Annotated in this window: 16 protein-coding genes (1 of these 16 only partly in view); 9 read left to right on the top strand and 7 right to left on the bottom strand. The window is 59.5% G+C overall.

The features are described 5' to 3' along the window. Nucleotides 1–441: 441 nt before the first annotated feature. Entirely contained in the window at nucleotides 442–564 is a 123-nt protein-coding gene (locus IU367_RS20110) for a hypothetical protein (protein WP_098981751.1), read from the top strand. 75 nt (nucleotides 565–639) lie between these two features. On the opposite strand, the gene IU367_RS20105 is transcribed toward IU367_RS20110, so the two are convergent. Together IU367_RS20105 and IU367_RS20100 are read right to left on the bottom strand one after the other, a co-directional pair. Next, entirely contained in the window at nucleotides 640–1398 is a 759-nt protein-coding gene (locus tag IU367_RS20105) for a substrate-binding periplasmic protein (protein ID WP_043556075.1), read from the bottom strand. 167 nt (nucleotides 1399–1565) lie between these two features. Beyond that, entirely contained in the window at nucleotides 1566–2144 is a 579-nt protein-coding gene (locus tag IU367_RS20100; RefSeq protein WP_043556077.1) for a single-stranded DNA-binding protein, read from the bottom strand. A 532-nt stretch (nucleotides 2145–2676) separates the two neighbouring features. Between IU367_RS20100 and IU367_RS20095 the strand changes: the two genes are divergently transcribed. The 3 genes from IU367_RS20095 (at nucleotide 2677) to IU367_RS20085 (ending at nucleotide 8089) form a co-directional block, all read left to right on the top strand. Beyond that, complete coding sequence (locus tag IU367_RS20095) at nucleotides 2677–3336, top strand: LuxR C-terminal-related transcriptional regulator (RefSeq protein ID WP_274452916.1); 660 nt, start codon at nucleotides 2677–2679, stop codon at nucleotides 3334–3336. Nucleotides 3337–3430: 94 nt separating this feature from the next. Next, complete coding sequence (uvrA, locus tag IU367_RS20090; protein ID WP_274452915.1) at nucleotides 3431–6259, top strand: excinuclease ABC subunit UvrA; 2829 nt, start codon at nucleotides 3431–3433, stop codon at nucleotides 6257–6259. 144 nt (nucleotides 6260–6403) lie between these two features. Then, nucleotides 6404–8089, top strand: coding sequence for a sensor domain-containing diguanylate cyclase (locus IU367_RS20085; RefSeq protein WP_274452914.1), 1686 nt, complete (start codon nucleotides 6404–6406; stop codon nucleotides 8087–8089). Here IU367_RS20085 and IU367_RS20080 read toward each other — a convergent pair. Continuing rightward, nucleotides 8086–8211, bottom strand: a complete 126-nt coding sequence (locus IU367_RS20080; protein WP_264303493.1) for a hypothetical protein — start codon at nucleotides 8209–8211, stop codon at nucleotides 8086–8088. The two genes, IU367_RS20085 and IU367_RS20080, sit on opposite strands and share 4 nt — an antisense overlap. 324 nt (nucleotides 8212–8535) lie before the next feature. Here IU367_RS20080 and IU367_RS20075 point away from each other — a divergent pair, with 324 nt between their 5' ends. The 3 genes from IU367_RS20075 to IU367_RS20065 all read left to right on the top strand — a co-directional run bounded on the left by IU367_RS20075 (nucleotide 8536) and on the right by IU367_RS20065 (nucleotide 12842). After that, nucleotides 8536–9150 (top strand): OmpW family outer membrane protein, encoded by a 615-nt coding sequence (locus IU367_RS20075; protein ID WP_274452913.1) that lies wholly within the window; start codon nucleotides 8536–8538, stop codon nucleotides 9148–9150. Between the two features lie 219 nt (nucleotides 9151–9369). Then, entirely contained in the window at nucleotides 9370–11349 is a 1980-nt protein-coding gene (locus tag IU367_RS20070; protein WP_043141408.1) for a methyl-accepting chemotaxis protein, read from the top strand. A gap of 8 nt (nucleotides 11350–11357) precedes the next feature. After that, nucleotides 11358–12842 (top strand): ABC transporter substrate-binding protein, encoded by a 1485-nt coding sequence (locus IU367_RS20065; RefSeq protein ID WP_274452912.1) that lies wholly within the window; start codon nucleotides 11358–11360, stop codon nucleotides 12840–12842. A gap of 63 nt (nucleotides 12843–12905) precedes the next feature. Here IU367_RS20065 and IU367_RS20060 read toward each other — a convergent pair whose 3' ends face one another. Then, on the bottom strand, nucleotides 12906–13706 hold the full coding sequence (locus tag IU367_RS20060; RefSeq protein WP_274452911.1) for a GNAT family N-acetyltransferase: 801 nt from the start codon (nucleotides 13704–13706) through the stop codon (nucleotides 12906–12908). Between the two features lie 329 nt (nucleotides 13707–14035). On the opposite strand from IU367_RS20060, the gene metF reads away from it, so the two are divergent. After that, on the top strand, nucleotides 14036–14932 hold the full coding sequence (metF, locus tag IU367_RS20055) for a methylenetetrahydrofolate reductase (RefSeq protein ID WP_021140731.1): 897 nt from the start codon (nucleotides 14036–14038) through the stop codon (nucleotides 14930–14932). A 67-nt stretch (nucleotides 14933–14999) separates the two neighbouring features. Here the strand turns inward: metF and IU367_RS20050 are convergent, their stop codons facing one another. Continuing rightward, nucleotides 15000–16064 (bottom strand): DUF3103 family protein, encoded by a 1065-nt coding sequence (locus IU367_RS20050; protein ID WP_065402590.1) that lies wholly within the window; start codon nucleotides 16062–16064, stop codon nucleotides 15000–15002. Nucleotides 16065–16213: 149 nt separating this feature from the next. Then, complete coding sequence (locus IU367_RS20045; protein WP_274452909.1) at nucleotides 16214–17365, bottom strand: benzoate/H(+) symporter BenE family transporter; 1152 nt, start codon at nucleotides 17363–17365, stop codon at nucleotides 16214–16216. Nucleotides 17366–17486: 121 nt separating this feature from the next. Between IU367_RS20045 and IU367_RS20040 the strand changes: the two genes are divergently transcribed. Then, complete coding sequence (locus IU367_RS20040) at nucleotides 17487–18062, top strand: helix-turn-helix domain-containing protein (RefSeq protein ID WP_274452907.1); 576 nt, start codon at nucleotides 17487–17489, stop codon at nucleotides 18060–18062. A 10-nt stretch (nucleotides 18063–18072) separates the two neighbouring features. On the opposite strand, the gene IU367_RS20035 is transcribed toward IU367_RS20040, so the two are convergent. Next, on the bottom strand, nucleotides 18073–18151 hold the 3' portion of the coding sequence (locus IU367_RS20035; RefSeq protein ID WP_274452906.1) for an NnrS family protein. It continues 1118 nt past the right edge of the window; 79 of the gene's 1197 nt are visible here — the last part of the coding sequence; the start codon falls outside the window, past its right edge; the stop codon is at nucleotides 18073–18075.

Genomic DNA, 18151 nt, shown 5'->3' with positions numbered 1-18151 from the left:
TTCTCGATATAATATTTTCGCAAATAGGGTTGGATAATATCAGCTTGAAAATAAAACGGCTGCGGCAGGTTGTAACGTTTTGTTTCTGGCGAGAGTGAGAATGCTTATCTAAATTATCTCTTCTCATTTAATTAATAGTTGTCTTCTGCTTTTGGTGATTTATTTCAGTTGGTAATTAAATAAGTCGAAGGGGCCAGATTTTATAAGGAATATTCAGGTTTTCTGGCCGTTCATGCCATCGCCCGTCGTGCCTCGAGATCGCCGAAACCCGGCCCAGAATGAAGCCTGACTGATGAGGGTGGATTCTTGCGCAAGATTGGGGGTATGCTGAAGTGAGTGCGATCAACAGGTCGTCACTGAAAGCGTACTGAAGTCTACGATTCGGATGGCATGCTGGAACCTGGGTTCCAACTGTCTGGGTAACATTTTTGGAGTTTGATGATGAGTAACAAAGAACATCACAACGGCAAAGATGCCAAGAAAAAGCCGCAGTTGTCACTGAAAGAGAAGCGCGAAGCCAAACGTCAGAAAGCAGATCTGAAAAACGGCAGCGCGATCAAGTAACGCTCCTCCACGCTGTAGTTCCTCCGGAGCCAGTATCAAGCCAGCCTGTCACAGGCTGGCTTTTATGTTTCTGGCTCAAGGCGTGGCGCCATAGGTCTCGAAGATCTTCTGATACCGGCCATCGGCCCGCATGGCATTCAACTGGCGATCAAACCAGCGCTGTTGTACCGCCTGGCGAAAGGCAAAGTGATACTGGGTCGGGGCAAACAGGTCATATTGTCTGACCCGGCCGGGTGCGTAGAGCTCGGCGCCATACTTGCTGTCGGCCAGTTGCGCCAGATAGTAGTAAAACACCCGCTGTTCCAGAACCACGGCATCCACCCGTCCCAGCATCAATCTGTGAACCTGCCCCTGCTGCTTGGCGACCTCCTCATAACGGGGATTCTGATCGGCCATGCTGGCGAAAGCGCCTCCCAGCACCTGACGTGCGCGCTGGAAGGCGCTGACTCGCAGCGTTTTCATGTCATCCAGGGTGCTGATATGGGTCTTGCTGAGGGTGAATACCCGGTTGTGGAAGGCGATCACCGGCTGTGACAGGAAAACATCGCCCAGCATGCCGGGTTTGACGTTGATGATGGCATCCAGCTTGCCGGACTCCAGCATCCGGAAGGTACGTTCCAGCGGCAAATATTCAAAACTGGGCTCATAGCCGCTGTTGCGAAAGGCCTCTCTCAGCAGATCGAGCTCGATCCCGCGGCCCTCTTCCTCTATCACATAAGGGGGGATGGCGAAGCTGACGCCCACCCGCAGCGGCTCGGCTGCCGCGAGCAAGGGCGCCGCCAGGGTGGCGGTCAGGCAAACAGCGAGCAGTAGAATGCGATACAAAAACCCCATGTGTTCTCTCTGGCAAACTGGTCGCCCTGATCATAAGCCCAAGGCATCTCATGCGGGGAAAATACCCGGCAAGTCCGCACAGGAACAGTACTGCATGGCGAGCCTGCGTCAATAACAGGCAAAAAAAGGCCCTGAATGAACAGGGCCTTCTGGCAATGCGTTGCCGATCAGAACGGGATGTCGTCGTCGAAATCCATCGGCGGCTCGTTGTATACCGGCGGTGCAGACTGGGGCTGCTGTGCCGGACGGCCGTATCCACCTTGCGGCGGCTGCATGTTCTGCTGCGGCGCGGCGGCAGGACGAGCCTGGTTCATTGGCTGCTGGGCGGCTTGTTGTGGCTGACCCCAGTTGCCTTGGGGCTGACCGCCCATGCTCTGACCTGCGCCACCTTGCGGACGGCCACCCAGCATCTGCATCACGCCGCTGAAGCTGTCTACCAGCACTTCGGTGGTGTAGCGCTCCTGGCCGCTCTGATCCTGCCACTTGCGGGTCTGCAGTTTCCCTTCGACATAGACCTGGGAGCCCTTCTTCAGGTACTCGCCAGCCACTTCGGCCAGCTTGCCCATGAACACCACGCGGTGCCACTCGGTACGCTCTTTCTGCTCGCCGGTCTGCTTGTCGCGCCAGGTTTCAGAGGTGGCCAGGGTGATGTTGGTCACGGCACCGCCACTCGGCATGTAGCGCACTTCCGGGTCTTGTCCCAGGTTACCGATCAGAATGACTTTATTGATGCCTCGACTGGCCATAATCTCTCTTCCACCCTTTATATACCGGCCAGGCCATATGCCCGGACCAATTCAACATATCGTTTGTTTTCTGTCAGATAGGCAGCATCGCTGGACGATACCGTCACTCAAGTGATGACTGCACCCGGTTCAGTCGGCCTGCTGGCCAACGCCCCGCTTTCAGATTTTGCCCGCAATAGTAACAGTTGGCGCGAACGAGCGCACATCTTCCTGCCCGTTCAGCCTTCACCCAGGACCTGGACCGAAAGATTAACTTACACGAGGCAGACCTCGACCAGCAAGCGAGCAGGAACGGCAGGGTGTCTGTGCCCATGGCGAGATCGCCGCAGGAATGCGGGTTTGCCGCGATGTGACACCCTTTGTCAGGCGTGGCGCCAGCATTCCACCCAAATGGGGGGGTATGGCTAGTCATTTGTATTGCTTGGGAAATTGGTGAGTTTCAAAGGAGGCACACTTGTGTCTAATACTTTTTTAATGCTGCGCCGATCGAGGGGCTTGGTACTCTCTGCTGCCAAAAAAAACCATGGCCTGAATGTTCAAGGACGTGCTCTTCATGACCACCCCATATCCCATCGTACTGGTTACCGAAAATAATGTGCAGGCGGTCAGTTTTCAGAGCTATCTGACCGAGCAACTTGCGCTCCCCATACTGCTGGTGAGCATGCTGGAAACCCTGCCGCAGCAGGACGAACTCGAGCCGCATCCCTTGTTTCTGGTCGATCTGGATTATCTCAAGTCGAGCCAGCAGTCGGGTTGGCCGCGGGAGATCTCCAGCCGCTTCGGTGAGGCCAACACAGTGTTGCTAAACGCCCCGACCAGCACGGATCGGGAGTTGCTGCTGATGTGGCCCCACACCAGCGGACTCTTCTTCCGCCAGGATCCGCTGGATCGGCTGGTGCTCGGCATTCGCAAGGTGCTGCAGGGGGAGTACTGGATCCCGCGCCACCTGCTGTGTGATCTGGTCAACTACTACCGCAAGGGAAGGGAGCATCACCTGCGCAACCAGACGCTGCTGACCGTGCGTGAACAGGAGATCATCCGTTATCTGATGACGGGGGCCTCCAATACCGAGATTGCCGATAGCCTGTTCGTGAGCGAGCACACCATCAAGTCACACCTCTACAACGTGTTCAAGAAGTTGAACGTAAAGAACCGGTTGCAGGCGGTGAGCTGGGCCAAGGAGTATCTCTGAAATCGATGGGGATGATGGATAAAACCTGTCTATTCATCCAGTAGTCTCTATGCCATACTGATTCGCTCTGGTTTGTGTATCGAGCGTGCAAAAGATGGAAAAAATCGTGATTCGGGGTGCCCGCACCCACAATCTCAAGAACATCAATCTGATCCTGCCCCGCGACAAGCTGATCGTGGTCACAGGTCTCTCCGGCTCCGGCAAGTCTTCCCTGGCGTTCGATACCCTCTATGCGGAGGGGCAGCGCCGCTATGTGGAGTCGCTCTCCGCCTATGCCCGCCAGTTCCTCTCCCTGATGGAGAAGCCGGATGTGGATCATATCGAGGGGCTCTCCCCTGCCATCTCCATCGAGCAGAAGTCCACCTCCCACAACCCGCGCTCGACCGTCGGCACCATTACCGAAATCTATGACTATCTGCGCCTGCTGTTTGCGCGGGTAGGTGAACCCCGCTGTCCGACCCACGCCATTCCGCTCGCCGCCCAGACCATCAGTCAGATGGTGGATCTGGTGCTGGCCCAGCCCGAGGGCAGCAAGCTGATGCTGCTGGCCCCTGTGGTGCGGGATCGCAAGGGGGAGCACAGCAAGCTGCTGGAAAACCTGGCGGCGCAGGGTTATATCCGTGCCCGTATCGATGGCGAGGTGTGCGATCTCTCCGATCCCCCCACCCTGGAGCTGCACAAGAAACACACCATCGAAGTGGTGGTGGACCGCTTCAAGGTGCGCGATGATCTGGCGCTGCGTCTGGCCGAATCGTTCGAGACGGCGCTGACCCTCTCCGGCGGCATCGTATTGGTGGTGCCCATGGATGGGGAGGAGGGGGTTGCCCCCATGACCTTCTCCGCCAACTTCGCCTGCCCCGAGTGCGGCTACTCCATGTCGGAGCTGGAACCGCGCATCTTCTCGTTCAACAACCCGGCCGGTGCCTGCCCCACCTGTGACGGCCTCGGGGTGCAGCAGTATTTCGATCCGGCCAAGGTGATAGGCGATCCGGCCATCAGCCTGGCCAACGGTGCCATCCGTGGTTGGGACAAGCGCAGCTTCTACTACTTCCAGATGCTCAAGTCCCTCTCCGATCACTATCAGTTCGATCTGGAGGCGGCCTGGGAGGATCTGCCGCTCAAGACCCAGGAGGTGATACTGCGCGGCTCGGGGCGTACCGAGGTCGAGTTCCGCTACATGAACGATCGCGGCGATGTGGTGGTGCGCAAGCATCCGTTCGAGGGGATCCTGCACAACATGGAGCGGCGCTACCGGGAGACAGAGTCCAACTCGGTGCGCGAAGAGCTCTCCAAGTACATAGCCAACAAGTCCTGCACCAGCTGCGGTGGCAGCCGGCTGCGGGAAGAGGCGCGCCACGTGTTCGTGGATAACCGCAACCTGCCCGCCATCGCCGAGCAATCCATCGGTGATGCACTCGCCTTCTTCGAGGGGCTGAGCCTGACCGGCCAGCGCGCCCAGATCGCCGAGAAGATCTTGAAAGAGATCGTCGAGCGGCTCGGCTTTTTGGTGAACGTGGGCCTCAACTACCTGAGCCTGTCCCGCAGCGCCGAGACACTGTCCGGCGGCGAAGCGCAGCGCATCCGGCTGGCGAGCCAGATAGGTGCCGGCCTGGTGGGGGTCATGTATGTGCTGGATGAGCCCAGCATAGGCCTGCATCAGCGCGACAACGAGCGGCTGCTCAAGACACTCACCCACCTGCGCGACCTCGGCAATACTGTGATAGTGGTGGAGCACGATGAGGATGCCATCCGCCTCGCCGACCACGTGCTCGACATAGGCCCGGGCGCCGGGGTGCACGGTGGCAACATAGTGGCCCAGGGGACGCCCCAGCAGATCATCGACAATCCCGCCTCCCTGACCGGCGACTACCTCTCCGGCCGCAAGCAGATCGCCATTCCTGAAGTGCGTACTCCGCTCACAGACAAGTGGTTGAAACTGAAGGGGGCGAGCGGCAACAACCTGCGCAGCGTCAACCTGGATTTGCCCATAGGGGTGATGACCTGCGTCACCGGCGTCTCCGGCTCCGGCAAGTCGACCCTGATCAATGACACCCTGTTCCGTATCGCCCACCGGGAGCTGAACAAGGCGACCGAGTCTACCCCGGCCCCCTATCGCAGCGTCGAGGGGCTGGAGCACCTGGACAAGGTGGTGGACATAGACCAGAGCCCTATCGGCCGTACCCCGCGATCCAACCCGGCCACCTATACCGGCCTGTTCACCCCGATCCGCGAGCTGCTCTCCGGCACCCAGGAGGCGCGTTCCCGGGGCTACCAGCCGGGTCGTTTCTCCTTCAACGTCAAGGGGGGGCGCTGCGAGGCCTGTCAGGGGGATGGGGTCATCAAGGTGGAGATGCACTTCCTGCCGGATGTCTATGTGCCGTGCGACGTCTGCAAGGGCAAGCGCTACAACCGCGAGACCCTGGAGGTGAAGTACAAGGGCAAGAACATCCACGAGATCCTCGACATGACGGTGGAAGATGCCAGAGCCTTCTTCGACCCTGTGCCGGCGGTGGCGCGCAAGCTGCAAACTCTGATGGATGTGGGCCTCTCCTACATCCGGCTCGGCCAGTCGGCGACTACGCTCTCCGGCGGCGAGGCGCAGCGGGTCAAGCTGGCGCGGGAGCTCTCCAAGCGTGACACGGGCCAGACCCTCTATATCCTGGATGAGCCGACCACTGGCCTGCACTTCCACGATATACAGCAACTGCTCAAGGTGCTGCACCAGTTGCGGGATCGGGGCAACACCATAGTCATCATCGAGCACAACCTGGACGTCATCAAAACCGCCGACTGGATCGTCGATCTGGGGCCCGAGGGCGGTGCCGGTGGCGGCCGTATCCTGGTGACAGGCACGCCGGAGCAGATCAGCCGCTGTGAGGATTCTCATACGGCGCGCTTCTTGGCCCCGCTGTTGGTAAGATAGTCGCGGCAGCAATGAGACAAGGGGCCCCGGGCCCCTTGTTTTTTATGGAAGTGATTCAGTTGCCGCCCCAGGAGGCGGATACTCCATACTTGGTGCAAGACAGTTTTCGCTCCCTTGTTTGCCGTCCAAAGGATATTGGCGTTCATGGCTCAACCTTCCCGCTCCATCGATCATTTGCTGGCCTACTCCATGTTTCCCGTCTGGGCCGGAGCCATCCTGATGCTGCTCATAGTGATCGCCCTGGCCCAGGTGCCGGCGGCGCAGAGAGTCGAGGAGCGGCGGATGAAGGATCACCTGCAGCGGGTGATCAAGGCGGTACAGGGTGACATCAACGCCATCAATGCCTTCACCCGGGATTGGGGCATCTGGGATGAGAGCTATCGCTTTCTGGCCCATCCCAATCAGGCCTATATTCGTTCCAATCTGCTGGTCGATACCCCGATGCGGGATTTCGAACTCAACGTATTGAGCTATATGGATTTGCAGGGGGCCGAGATCTGGACCCGCACCCTGCTGCCCGAGACGCCAGGCACGGACACGACCCTGCTTCCCTTCTTCCTGGATGACCTCAAGCTGCAGTTGTTGCGTGAATCCCGTCAGGAGGGGATGCGCAGCCTGAGCGGGGTGAGAGGATCCCAGTGGGGACCGCTCATCTACTCGCTTCAGCCGGTGACCAACACCCTGGGAAACGCCACACCCAATGGCTATCTGCTGGTGACTCGCTGGCTGGATGCTCGCTATCTGCATGATCTGGCCGAGCGTACCGCCCTCTCTTTGACCCTCTCCCAGCCGAAGCCTTCCGATAACTTCCTCTCCTTCAAGCCACTCAAGCCACAGATGAGCTATCGCCTGGTGGACCTGGGGCTGCAGCGGGTCAGAGGGGAGGGGCTGCTGCTCGACAGCAATGGCGACCCCGTGCTGACCCTGATAGTGGAAGACGATCGTGATGTGTTGCAGGGGGCGATGGAGGGGGCTATCTGGACCTTCGTCGGCATGCTGCTGATCAGCCTGGCCTGCATCTTGATGGCGCTGGCGCGGTTGCGGGCAATCGTACTGGGGCCGGTCAGCGAGCTGGTGAAGGCGCTGCAGAAATTTGGCGAGAAACAGGACGTGAGCGTGCTGCCGATCATCGACAGCAGCCAGGAGATGGCCCTGCTCAGCCGCAAGTTCCGGGAGATGGCGGCCAAGATCAGTCTGCACCACAGTGCCCTGCAGGCACACTCTTCCAAGATGGAGACTGCCGCCTATACGGATCCGCTGACCCATGCCTTCAACCGGCGCTACCTCGACGAGTGGCTGCTGAGCCGGGATAACGTCACCGCCGCCAGGATGCTGGTGATCCTGGATCTGGATCACTTCAAGCAGGTCAACGATCGTTTCGGGCATGATATCGGCGATCTGGTGCTGTGCCAGCTCGCCGAACTGCTGCGCGCCGCCCTCGGTGAGGAGGAGCCGCTGATCCGGCTGGGTGGGGAGGAGTTCCTGCTGCTGCTCACGTGCGAGGAGGCGGCACAGGTCGCGAGTCGGGTCGAGCGTTTGCGCCGCAAGATTGCCGAGTACAGATTCGGGCGCGAGGAGGTGCCGCTCAAGATGACTGCATCGCTGGGATATTGCAGCTATCCCCTGCACCGGGAACTGGAAGATTCGTTCTGGAATCTCAGCTTCAAACTGGCAGATATGGCGTTGTACAGGGCCAAGCAGGAGGGGCGGGATCGCTGGCGGGGCTACAGTGGGGAGCTGGCCCGGGAGCAATGGGCGCTGAGCCCGGAGCAGATAGTGGCGGGAGAGTGGCTGTCGTGCCAGACATCCCATGTCGGCCAGCTGGTTTAACGGGTCAGCATTAATAGCGCCATGCCGAGAATGAATCCCAATAAAATAAACAGGAAGGATCCTATGCCCCATATGGCCGCCAGAATGGCGATGATCTTTTCCCGTCTTGTTTGTTCTTTCATAAACTTTCGCTTACAGCTGCGCTACATTGGCCGCAAAAATACGCTTGTTGCCAGGATGAAACAACCATTTCTCGCCGTTTAAATCCGCAATAAGATATATTTCAATTGTCTCTTAGTGGGTTTCATATCAGTTCTATATTATCCAATTCATTGTTATGCAGGTGATTTTTCTTTGTTTTTGCGGTTTGCAGGCAGGGTAGAAAGCTGCTGTACACATCTATCTATTTATTGGTAACGTTTGAGCTAAATCAATAACTCCGCATTCACATCCCTTTATAGTTTTCAGGCTTGCAACATAGAACGAAAACTAAAAGGAAAAATGTGATGAAAAAGATCCTTCCGCTGATGATCGCAGCCGCACTTGCCTCTCCCATCGCCATGGCCCACCAGGCCGGCGATATTCTGGTCCGCGGTGGCCTGGCATTTGTCTCCCCTCAAACGAGCAGTGACGATGTGCTGGGCTCTGGTTCTGAATTTGAAATTGACTCAAATATGCAGCTGGGCCTGACCCTTTCCTACTTGATTACTGACAACTGGGGTATCGAGCTGCTGGCAGCCACTCCTTTTTCACATTCAGTGAGTCTGGCTGGTACTGAAGTTGCCAAGGTCAAGCATCTGCCGCCGACCCTGATGGCGCAGTACTACTTCGGTGATGCCAAGAGCAAGGTTCGCCCGTATGTTGGTGTAGGGGTCAACTATACAAACTTCTTTGATGAAAAAGGTCGTGGCCCATTAGCCAATGATGACATCACACTGGATGATTCTTGGGGGGTTGCCGGCCAAGTCGGCCTGGACATGGCGATCAATGATCGCTGGTTCGTCAACGCTTCCGCCTGGATCATGGATATTGATACCGAAGTTCATGTAAATGGTGGTGATGGAATCAAGACCTCCATCGATCCCATGGCCTTCATGTTCGGTGTCGGCTATCGCTTCTGATAGGACACAAGGTTGGCCTCCTCACGGCCTGTACAGCTAAGCACGTCTCTTTGGCCCGGCACTGTCCGGGCCCTTTTATGCCTGTGCCGGATCCCGCCAATTGTGATCCAACCCCATATAGATCAATAAAATAACATCGCCCTCCCCTCTATAATTCGCCGCTTGTGCCGATAGTGTCTATGTTCACGTTACCTTCCCCCAATGAGTGAGGATGTCTCCATGGGTTTATCTATTGTGCAGCGGATCATCGCCGGATTTGTGTTGATGCTGCTGCTGTTGATCCTGCTTGGGGTGATCAGCACCCTGAAGATCAGGGGTATCAACGACGGCCTGTCGCAGGTCTCAGACCGGGCGACGCCGCTGGTGATTGCGGTGGCGGGCCTGAAAGGCGCTCTGCAAGACAGCAACCGCTGGGTGCTGGTCTACCGGACCAGTGAGGAAGCGAGCCAGCTGCCGCAACTCGCCAGCCAGTTCAAGGAGCAGCAGGCCCGATTCAGCCAGCTGAGCCAGGAGATGGACAAGTTCACCGGCGTGGCGGAGGCCAATGGTCGCTTCCAGCAGGTGGATGGCGCCACCAAACAGTTTTATGGACTGGCGGAGCAGGTGCTCTCCCAGCACAGCCAATGGGTCAACGCCCTCGATCAACGCCACAAGCTGGAGATCGCCTTCATCCGGCTGGAAGACACCTACCAATGGGCGGCCGATCTGCTGCTGCAGCAGACCGCCAGCAAGCGCTCCATGCGCAACAAGGCCGAGCTCATCACCTCGGGTATAGCGCGGGATCTGAAAAACATTCGCCGGGCCGATGCCAAGACAGATCTCAATGAGCTGGAAAAGGTGCTCAGCAAGGATATCGAGATGGCCCGCAAGCGTCTCGATAGGGTGCTGGTCCCCGACGATGTGAAGCAGCGTTTCGTCTCCAACCTGGACCGCATGCAGGAGCTGGCGCTCGGCCAGCAGGGCTTGCTTGCCACCATGCGCAATGCCCAGCAACTGGCGTCATCGCTGCAAACCTTGAATCAGCAGCTCGACGCCAGCCTGGTCAACAGCCTGAGCCTGCTCGACGAGATGGGCCAGTCGGCCGGGACTATCGCCAGTCAGAGCCGGACCACGGCGGATGATGCGGTCAGCAGTGCCAGCTTCTGGATCCTGATCGTCGCCGCCATCTCGGCCGCGGCGGCGCTCATCATTGGCTACACAACAGCGCGCAGCATTCAGCGTCCGCTGCAGATGATCAACAAGGAGCTGAACTACATGGCGGCCGGGGACATGACCCGCCGCATCAACTACCGCAGCAGCTGCGAGTTCGGCACCCTCTCCCGCTCCATCGATACCCTGGCCGGCAAGACGGGGGAACTGCTCTCCCAGATCAACGCGGGCTCCCGCCATCTGGTGGATGAGGCGAGCCGCGCCGCCGAGATCAGCGAGCGCGCCATGTCCCGGGTGCAGGATCAGAAGAGCCAGACCGATCAGGTCGCCGCCGCCATCACTGAGCTGGAGGTCAGTGCCACCGAGGTGGCCCGCTCCACCGATGGCACCAAGCGGGAAGTGGATCTGGCCGATGACGAGGCCCGCAGCGGTCGCCAGAAGGTGGCCACCACGCGTCGCATCACTGAGCAGCTGGCTGGCGCCATGGAAGAGGCCGTCGGCATCACCTACAAGCTGGGCGAGTTCAGCAACAATATCGGCAGCATTCTGGACGTGATCCGCAGCATCGCCGAGCAGACCAATTTGCTGGCCCTGAACGCCGCCATCGAAGCGGCCCGGGCCGGCGATGCCGGTCGTGGCTTCGCCGTGGTGGCCGACGAGGTGCGAGCGCTCGCCAACCGCACCCAGACCTCGACCGAAGAGATCCAGGCGATGATCGAGAACCTGCAAAACTCGAGCAAGCAGGTGGTGGAAGTGATGGGTCGCAGTCAGGAGCAGACCCACAGCTGCGTCGAGCAGACCCGCGAGATGGATCTGGCATTGCAGTCCATCGCCGAGCGGATGACCTCCATCAAGTCGATGGCGGATCAGGTTGCCCATGCCGCCCAGGAGCAGATCTCAGTCAGTCAGGGTGTCGCCCGCCATATCGCCGGCATTGCCGACGTGGCCTACGAGACTGAGCGGGAGGCGAGAGAGTCGGCCAGCAGCAGTGAAGTGCTGGCGGATCTGGTCGCCAAGCAGCAGCAATTGATCGCACATTTCAAGGTCTAGGAGGGCTTATGTCTAAAAAGTGGATTGGGGCCCTGAGTCTCCTGTTGTGTGGCCAGCTGATGGCCAGCGAGCTGGTGATAGAGAGCTGGCGGATCGATGACAAGGCCCTGTGGGAACAGAAGATCATTCCCGCCTTCGAGGCGGCCCACCCGGGTATCCAGGTGAAGTTCAACGGCGTGCAGAACGTCGACTACATGCCGACCCTGTGGGCCAGCCTGAAGGATGGCAAGGCGGGGGATCTCATCACCTGCCGTCCGTTTGACGACTCCTTGGCTCTGTTCAAGGCCGGTCATCTGGCGGAGCTGACCGAGATGTCGGGGATGGAAAACTTCCCTAGTTTTGCCCAGTCGCCCTGGCAAACCGACTCCGGTGCCCAGACTTTCTGCGTGCCCATGGCCTCGGTCATTCACGGCTTTTTCTATAACAAGAAGATATTCAGTGAGTTGGGCCTGACAGTGCCACAAACCCGCGATGCCTTCTTCGCCGTGCTCGACAAGGTGAAGGCGGATGGTCGTTATGTGCCGCTGGCCATGAGCGGCTCCGAAAGCTGGGTATCGTCCGAACTCGGCTTCCAGAACATAGGTCCCAACTACTGGAAGGGGGAAGACGGCCGTCTGGCGCTGATCGGGGGTCAGGAGCGACTCGACAACCCGCAATACGTGAAGGTGTTCGAGGAGCTGGCCCGCTGGCGCCCCTACCTGGGTGAGGGAGGGGAGAGCCGGGACTATGCCGCCACCAATGAGTTGTTCACCTCCGGCAAGGCCGCCTTCTATGTGGCGGGCTCCTGGGAAATCGCCCCCTTCACCGGCAAGGTCGACTTTGGTGTCATGCGTCCGCCCGTGGCGAAACAGGGGGATGGTTGCTTCTTTACCGATCATACCGACATCGGCATGGGGCTGAACCCGGCCAGCAAGAACAAGGAGGCTGCCATGGCCTTCCTGCAGTGGCTGACCACCCCCCAGTTTGCCGAGCTCTATACCAACTCGCTGCCGGGGTTCTTCTCCCTCTCCAACCACTTCTTCGATGTCACCAATCCGGCGGCGAAGGAGATGATGGAGTGGCGCGATCAGTGTGACTCCACCATACGGGTGGCGACCCAGATCCTCTCCCGTGGCAAGCCAAAACTGGGCGACGAACTGGCCGAGGTGAGTCAGGCTGTGCTGCTCGGCAAGATGGAGCCCAAGGCGGCGGCCGACCGGCTGGAGCAGGGGCTGAAAGGCTGGTATCCCGCTCATCAGGGCAACAAGGCCAAGGGACAGGATTGTCAATGCGATGTATCTGCGCCCCCTGTATCAGCAGCCCCCGCTACCACAGAGGCTGGCACCGTTGCCGCACCATCCGCGGCGACGCCGGCTGTGACAGCAGCTCCTGCCGCGCCCGTGCCATCGGTGACACCCACCGCGCCAGCGTCTGCCGCTGCGGCCCCATTGCCGGTACCGTCGGCCGAGGTGGAACAGGCGCTCTCCAACGAGCTGGAGACGCCGCAGCAATAACCGGTAACACCATAAACAACGGGAGGCATCAGCCTCCCGTTTTCATTGCTGCCCGCAGCCGGGCTATTGTGCCTCGTGGGGCCAGCGGCAGAGGCTGCCGATGCGCGCTACCGGAGCAAATCCAAGCGAGCGATAGACCCGTTGGGCGTGGTAGTGCTCGTCGGCCACTATGATGAGCTGGCTGACGCGATCCAGCCCCTGACGGGCGACCTGGCTCAGCAGCTGGCGGCACAGCCCCCGGTTGCGCCAGTCCTGATGGGTGCGCACCAGCTGAAAGCGGCCCATGGTGTCGGTGAAGAAGAGGCCGCAGCTGGCGACCAGCTGATCTTCCCGCCAGATCCCCCACCACTGCCCGAGTCCGTCCGCGATCATGGCCTCGTACAGGTGGCGGCGCGACTGCAGATAGGGCAGATAGCTCTCCACCGAGTGGCCAGGGTCGCGTTCATTGAGCTCAAACGTCAGCCACTCATCCCAGTCGGCGGACTCGAAGGGACGGGCATCCGTCGCCAGATCGCCAACCGTTGCTTGATGCCAGCTGGGGGCATCCAGCGCCAGCACCACGCACTCCATGTATTGATAGCCTGCCGCCACGAAACCGGCGACCCGGCTGTTTTGGCCTGCGGCCAGCGGCCACTGAAAGGTGCGGTGTTGTACTCTGGGATCCTGCCCGATCAGCTTGTCGAAGCTGGCCTCGAGCCAGCCCTTGTCACGATCGCTGGGCGGGGTGGGGAGCAGCAGATAGTTGCCAAAATAGTAGTCGGGGGCATCAGGGGTGCGCACGGCCCAGAATTGCTCATGATCTACCACGTTGCCCTGATAGCGATCGAACAGCAAGTCGGTGGCAAAGCCGGGGTGGGTATCCATGATGAGGCTCCTGCGAATGGCTCAATTGGTTATCGGCAGGGAGGGGAATAGGTTGAAAAAGGGGCCGGAGAAGCCTCCGGCCAAACAATCACACGCAGATTCAGAACGTCCAGGACGATCCGGGTTCATCATAACGCGACTCCGCGGATTTTGGGATGGGGTGCCAATCGTTACTTCAGGTTAATTGCGAAATAAACACCAGCCTCTCGCCTCGATCCATAAATCAGTGTTGACTTTGATCCGTTTTCTCATAAAGATATAAAGACGTTTAGACGTCCAAACATCCGTTTTGACGTAGAGGAATGGGTTGCGGGACAGGGAGAGAGCAGATGGGATTTCACAGTGCACGTCAGGTTGAGGCGCTCAACCAGAGTTTGGCCGATTTAAGCGGTGACATAGGGGTTAGTTTCGAGTTTTTTCCACCCAACAGTGAAGGGATGGAAAACACCCTCTGGCAGTCCATCGAACGGCTGAAAGTGCTGGAACCCAAGTTCGTCTCCGTGACTTATGGCGCCAACTCCGGCACCCGGGATCGCACCCACAAGGTGATCAAGGACATCAAGGAGCGTACCGGCCTGATCGCGGCGCCGCACCTGACCTGTATCGATGCCAGCCGCGATGAGCTGCGCACCATAGCCCGCGATTACTGGAACAGCGGCATCCGCCATATCGTGGCCCTGCGCGGCGACCTGCCGCCCGGACTCGACAAGCCGGACATGTATGCCACCGATCTGGTGGCCCTGCTCAAGTCTGAAGCTGACTTCGATATTTCGGTGGCTGCCTATCCCGAGGGCCATCCCGAGGCCAGGAGTGCGCAGTCCGACCTGCTCAACCTGAAGCGCAAGATTGATGCCGGCGCCAACCGTGCCATCACCCAGTTCTTCTTCGATGTGGAGACCTATCTGCGCTTTCGGGATCGCTGTGCCGCCATCGGCATAGATGCCGAAATCGTGCCTGGGATACTGCCTGTCTCCAACTACCAGACCCTGGCCAAGTTCGCCGGTTTTACCAACGTGAAGATCCCGCGCTGGATGCATCAGCGCTTCGAGGGGCTGGACAACGATCAGATGACCCGCAACCTGGTGGGCGCCAGCATTGCCATCGATCAGGTGCGTGTGCTGAGCCAGGAGGGGGTGAAAGATTTCCACTTCTATACCCTGAACCGCTCCGAGCTGACCTACGCCATCTGCCATACCCTGGGGGTCAGACCGAAGGACCCAGCCTGACACAGGTTGCCGCAGGCACAAAAAAAGCCAATGAGTCGCTCATTGGCTTTTTTGTCATAGGGGATTATCAAGGCCGGGTTGGGGCTATCTCTTTCGGTTCGAGATCGATCACTGCATTGCCGGCGGCACCCGGATACTGGTGATAGCTCTGGTCCTGCTCCAGGGTGTAGAAGGTATCCAGATAGTCGTCGTTGTTGGTCATCCAGGAGTCGGGCAGCGCCTTGACGATACGGCCGCCGAGATCCAGGAAGGGCAGGGCCTCCGGCACGCCGCCAGCGGTAAAGGCGAGCTTGAGGGCATCGATGAACAGGCCGCTCAGCTCCTTGTAGTTGACGTTGTCGTCCTGCTCCATCATGACGATGTCGACGGCACCCCAGCGGTAGCGATCCCAGTACACCAGGATCTGGTTGGGGGTGTAGTCGGTGTTGTCATAGTCGAGGTAGGGCATGTCGACTATGTCGACCACGGGCTCATCCCTGCTGGGATTGACCCCGGCGACCACCGCATACACTTCGGCCGCACCCAGCAGCCAGGGCTCCTGATCATCCTTCAACCGAATTTTCTTCAGGATGCTGGTCTTGAGCGGTGCCGTGCTGGCGGCGGTGCGCGGGGCAGCCTGCAGATCGGCTGCGGCCAGCGCCTTGCGCATCACCTTCAGACCGGCGTTCTTGGCCTTGACGGGGTCTGCTTCCACCACCAGGACCGGTCGCGCCGGCGCCTTGTCCACATCCAGATAGACGGGGTTGCCGGCGCTGTCGAAAGCTTCGATCGCACTCCAGCTCTTCTCATCTCCGCTCGGTACATAGGCAACCAGGGGTTCGACCCCTTGTTGCAGTGCGGCGGCCTGCTCCGGGTTGGCCAGTCGCAGTTGCATCAACTGCTTGACCTCGCCGTCCAGCCCTTGCCGGCTGATGGCGGCCTGGTTGGCATCGCTCGCCTGCCGTTTCAGCCTTGGACTGGCTTTCTGCAGCAGGTTGGGCAGCGGGCTCTGGTACTCCTGATTGCTCAGCAGTGGCAGCAGGTTTTTCTGCTGCAGCGCGAGCTGGCGTGCCAGCTCCCGATCCGAGTCGGCAGCATGGGCGGTGGTGGCGCCCAGCAGTGCCAGTAACAAAATGACAGCCTGATTCCTCATTATTATTCTCCAGTTTATGAGTCTGACAGAGGCACACATCGGGGAAGAAGAAGTGCCTCGGCACCACTTAATGGCAATTAGTTTCAGCTGTGAACCAATTTTTCTGAATTATGTGCTGTGTCTCACGGGAGGCTCCCCAGATGGTCAGGTCAGTTTCTCCGCTGGTTGACTTGATGCAGGATGACACCGACGAGCAGCCCCCAGCAGGCGGCGCCGACACCCAGCAGGCTGATCCCGGAGGCCGTGATGATGAAGGTGAGCAGGGCGGCTTCGCGCGCCTCGTCTTGTTGCAATGCCGTGTGCAGGCTGCTGCCTATGGTGCCGAGCAGGGCCAACCCGGCCACGCAGGTGATCAGCGTCGCAGGAAAGGCGGTGAACAGGGCGGCCACGCTTGCCCCGAAGCAACCGGTCAGCAGATAGAAGCCGCCAGCCCAGACGGCGGCGGGCCAGCGACGGCTGGCATCGGGATCCACGTCCTTGCCCATGCAGATGGCGGCCGTAATGGCGGCCAGGTTGAAGGCGTAGCCACCGAAGGGGGCCAGCAACAGGCCGGTCAGGCCGGTCCAGGTGATCAGGGATGAGGTAGCCGGTTGGTAACCGTGAGCTCGCAATATGGTAATGCCGGGCATGTTCTGGGAGGTCATGGTGACGATGAACAGTGGCAGGGCTATGCCGAACAGGGCATTAAAGGAGAAGCTTGGCCAGGTCCAGACCGGGCTGGCGAGCTGCCAGTGAAGCGTGTCGAGTTGCAGATCCCCCCGCAGGGCACAGAGGGTTATTCCCATCGCCAGCACCAGCACCATGGTGTAGCGAGGCCAGAGATGACGGCCCAGCAGGAAGGCCAGCAGCAGGGTGCCAAGCAGCAAGGGATCTTGTGGCGCGACCTTGAAGAGATCCAGCCCGAATCTGAGCAAGACTCCGGCCAGCATGGCGGCGGCCAGCGGAGCCGGGATGTGCCGCATCAGGCGATCGAACCAGCCGCTGATGCCGCACAGTGTGATCAGCAGGGAAGAGATAACGAAGGCGCCTATGGCCTCGGCCAGGGTGAAGTTGCCAAGGCTGGTGATCAGCAGGGCGGCACCCGGGGTCGACCAGGCGGTCAGTACGGGTATGCGGTAATAAAAGGAGAGGCCGATGCAGCTTATTCCCATGCCGATACCCAGCGTCCATAGCCAGGAGGCAAGCTGGGCGGCATCGGCACCCGCCGCCGTAGCAGCCTGAATGATCAGGATGACGGAGCTGGTGTAGCCGACCATCACGGCGATGAAACCTGCCACCAGGTGGGGAAGGGCGAAGGGCATAGTGACGTCCTTGTGGAGCTGTGACGGGCTGTGCGTTATTACGTACAATGTGTGCTCTGACTATATCGCTGTGCGCTATAGCGCACAAGGCGATTCATGCAAGCGCAACAAAGAGGCAGTCATGCAAGAGATGAATCAGCATCTGGCCCAACGTCTGAAGGGGTTGCGCAGCGAACTGGGCTGGAGCCTGGATGTGGCGGCACGTGAGACAGGGGTAAGCAAGGCCATGCTGGGGCAGATTGAGCGGGGAGAGTCCAGTCCCACCGTGGCGACCCTGTGGAAGATTGCCACCGGTTTTCGGGCCTCCTTCTCCAGCTTCATCGAGCCTGCCCCGGCAGCGCAGGGAGAGGTGCTCTATCGAACAGCCGACGCCATTCGCCAGCAGCCTGCGGGAGAGGGCATGCAGGTCGCTCCCTTATTTCCTTATGAGAAGCGATTTGGTTTTGAATTGTTTGAGTTGACGCTGCTACCCGGGTATCAGCGCGAATCCGAACCCCATGAGCCCGGTGTAACCGAGCATGTCATCGTCATCAGTGGTCTGATGGAGGTGCTGGTGGAAGGGGAGTGGCGTTCATTGGTGCAAGGGGAGGCGGTGCGCTTTGCCGCCGACCGCCCCCATGGTTATCGCAATCTGGGAATAGCCCCTGCGATCTTTCACAACCTGATCCACTATCCTGCGGCCAGGCCCCGAGAATAAGCCCGGATGATCAGCCCGGACGGCCATCCGCTCTGGGGCTGGTCAGTATGGGGGCATAAACCCAGACGAACAGCCCATAGGCGCCGACC

The sequence above is a fragment of the Aeromonas bestiarum genome (genome assembly GCF_028751155.1).
In the GTDB taxonomy this organism is placed as follows: Bacteria; Pseudomonadota; Gammaproteobacteria; order Enterobacterales; family Aeromonadaceae; genus Aeromonas; species Aeromonas bestiarum.
The sequence above is the reverse complement of the archived record's forward strand: the minus strand, read 5'-3'. Positions and strand labels throughout refer to the sequence as shown.

Bases quoted from the DNA above. Each gene is read 5' to 3' on its own strand.
- IU367_RS20110 (WP_098981751.1), top strand. From the start codon at position 442: ATGAGTAACAAAGAACATCACAACGGCAAAGATGCCAAGAAAAAGCCG.
- IU367_RS20105 (WP_043556075.1), bottom strand. From the start codon at position 1,398: ATGGGGTTTTTGTATCGCATTCTACTGCTCGCTGTTTGCCTGACCGCC.
- IU367_RS20100 (WP_043556077.1), bottom strand. From the start codon at position 2,144: ATGGCCAGTCGAGGCATCAATAAAGTCATTCTGATCGGTAACCTGGGA.
- IU367_RS20095 (WP_274452916.1), top strand. From the start codon at position 2,677: ATGTTCAAGGACGTGCTCTTCATGACCACCCCATATCCCATCGTACTG.
- uvrA (WP_274452915.1), top strand. From the start codon at position 3,431: ATGGAAAAAATCGTGATTCGGGGTGCCCGCACCCACAATCTCAAGAAC.
- IU367_RS20085 (WP_274452914.1), top strand. From the start codon at position 6,404: ATGGCTCAACCTTCCCGCTCCATCGATCATTTGCTGGCCTACTCCATG.
- IU367_RS20080 (WP_264303493.1), bottom strand. From the start codon at position 8,211: ATGAAAGAACAAACAAGACGGGAAAAGATCATCGCCATTCTGGCGGCC.
- IU367_RS20075 (WP_274452913.1), top strand. From the start codon at position 8,536: ATGAAAAAGATCCTTCCGCTGATGATCGCAGCCGCACTTGCCTCTCCC.
- IU367_RS20070 (WP_043141408.1), top strand. From the start codon at position 9,370: ATGGGTTTATCTATTGTGCAGCGGATCATCGCCGGATTTGTGTTGATG.
- IU367_RS20065 (WP_274452912.1), top strand. From the start codon at position 11,358: ATGTCTAAAAAGTGGATTGGGGCCCTGAGTCTCCTGTTGTGTGGCCAG.
- IU367_RS20060 (WP_274452911.1), bottom strand. From the start codon at position 13,706: ATGGATACCCACCCCGGCTTTGCCACCGACTTGCTGTTCGATCGCTAT.
- metF (WP_021140731.1), top strand. From the start codon at position 14,036: ATGGGATTTCACAGTGCACGTCAGGTTGAGGCGCTCAACCAGAGTTTG.
- IU367_RS20050 (WP_065402590.1), bottom strand. From the start codon at position 16,064: ATGAGGAATCAGGCTGTCATTTTGTTACTGGCACTGCTGGGCGCCACC.
- IU367_RS20045 (WP_274452909.1), bottom strand. From the start codon at position 17,365: ATGCCCTTCGCCCTTCCCCACCTGGTGGCAGGTTTCATCGCCGTGATG.
- IU367_RS20040 (WP_274452907.1), top strand. From the start codon at position 17,487: ATGCAAGAGATGAATCAGCATCTGGCCCAACGTCTGAAGGGGTTGCGC.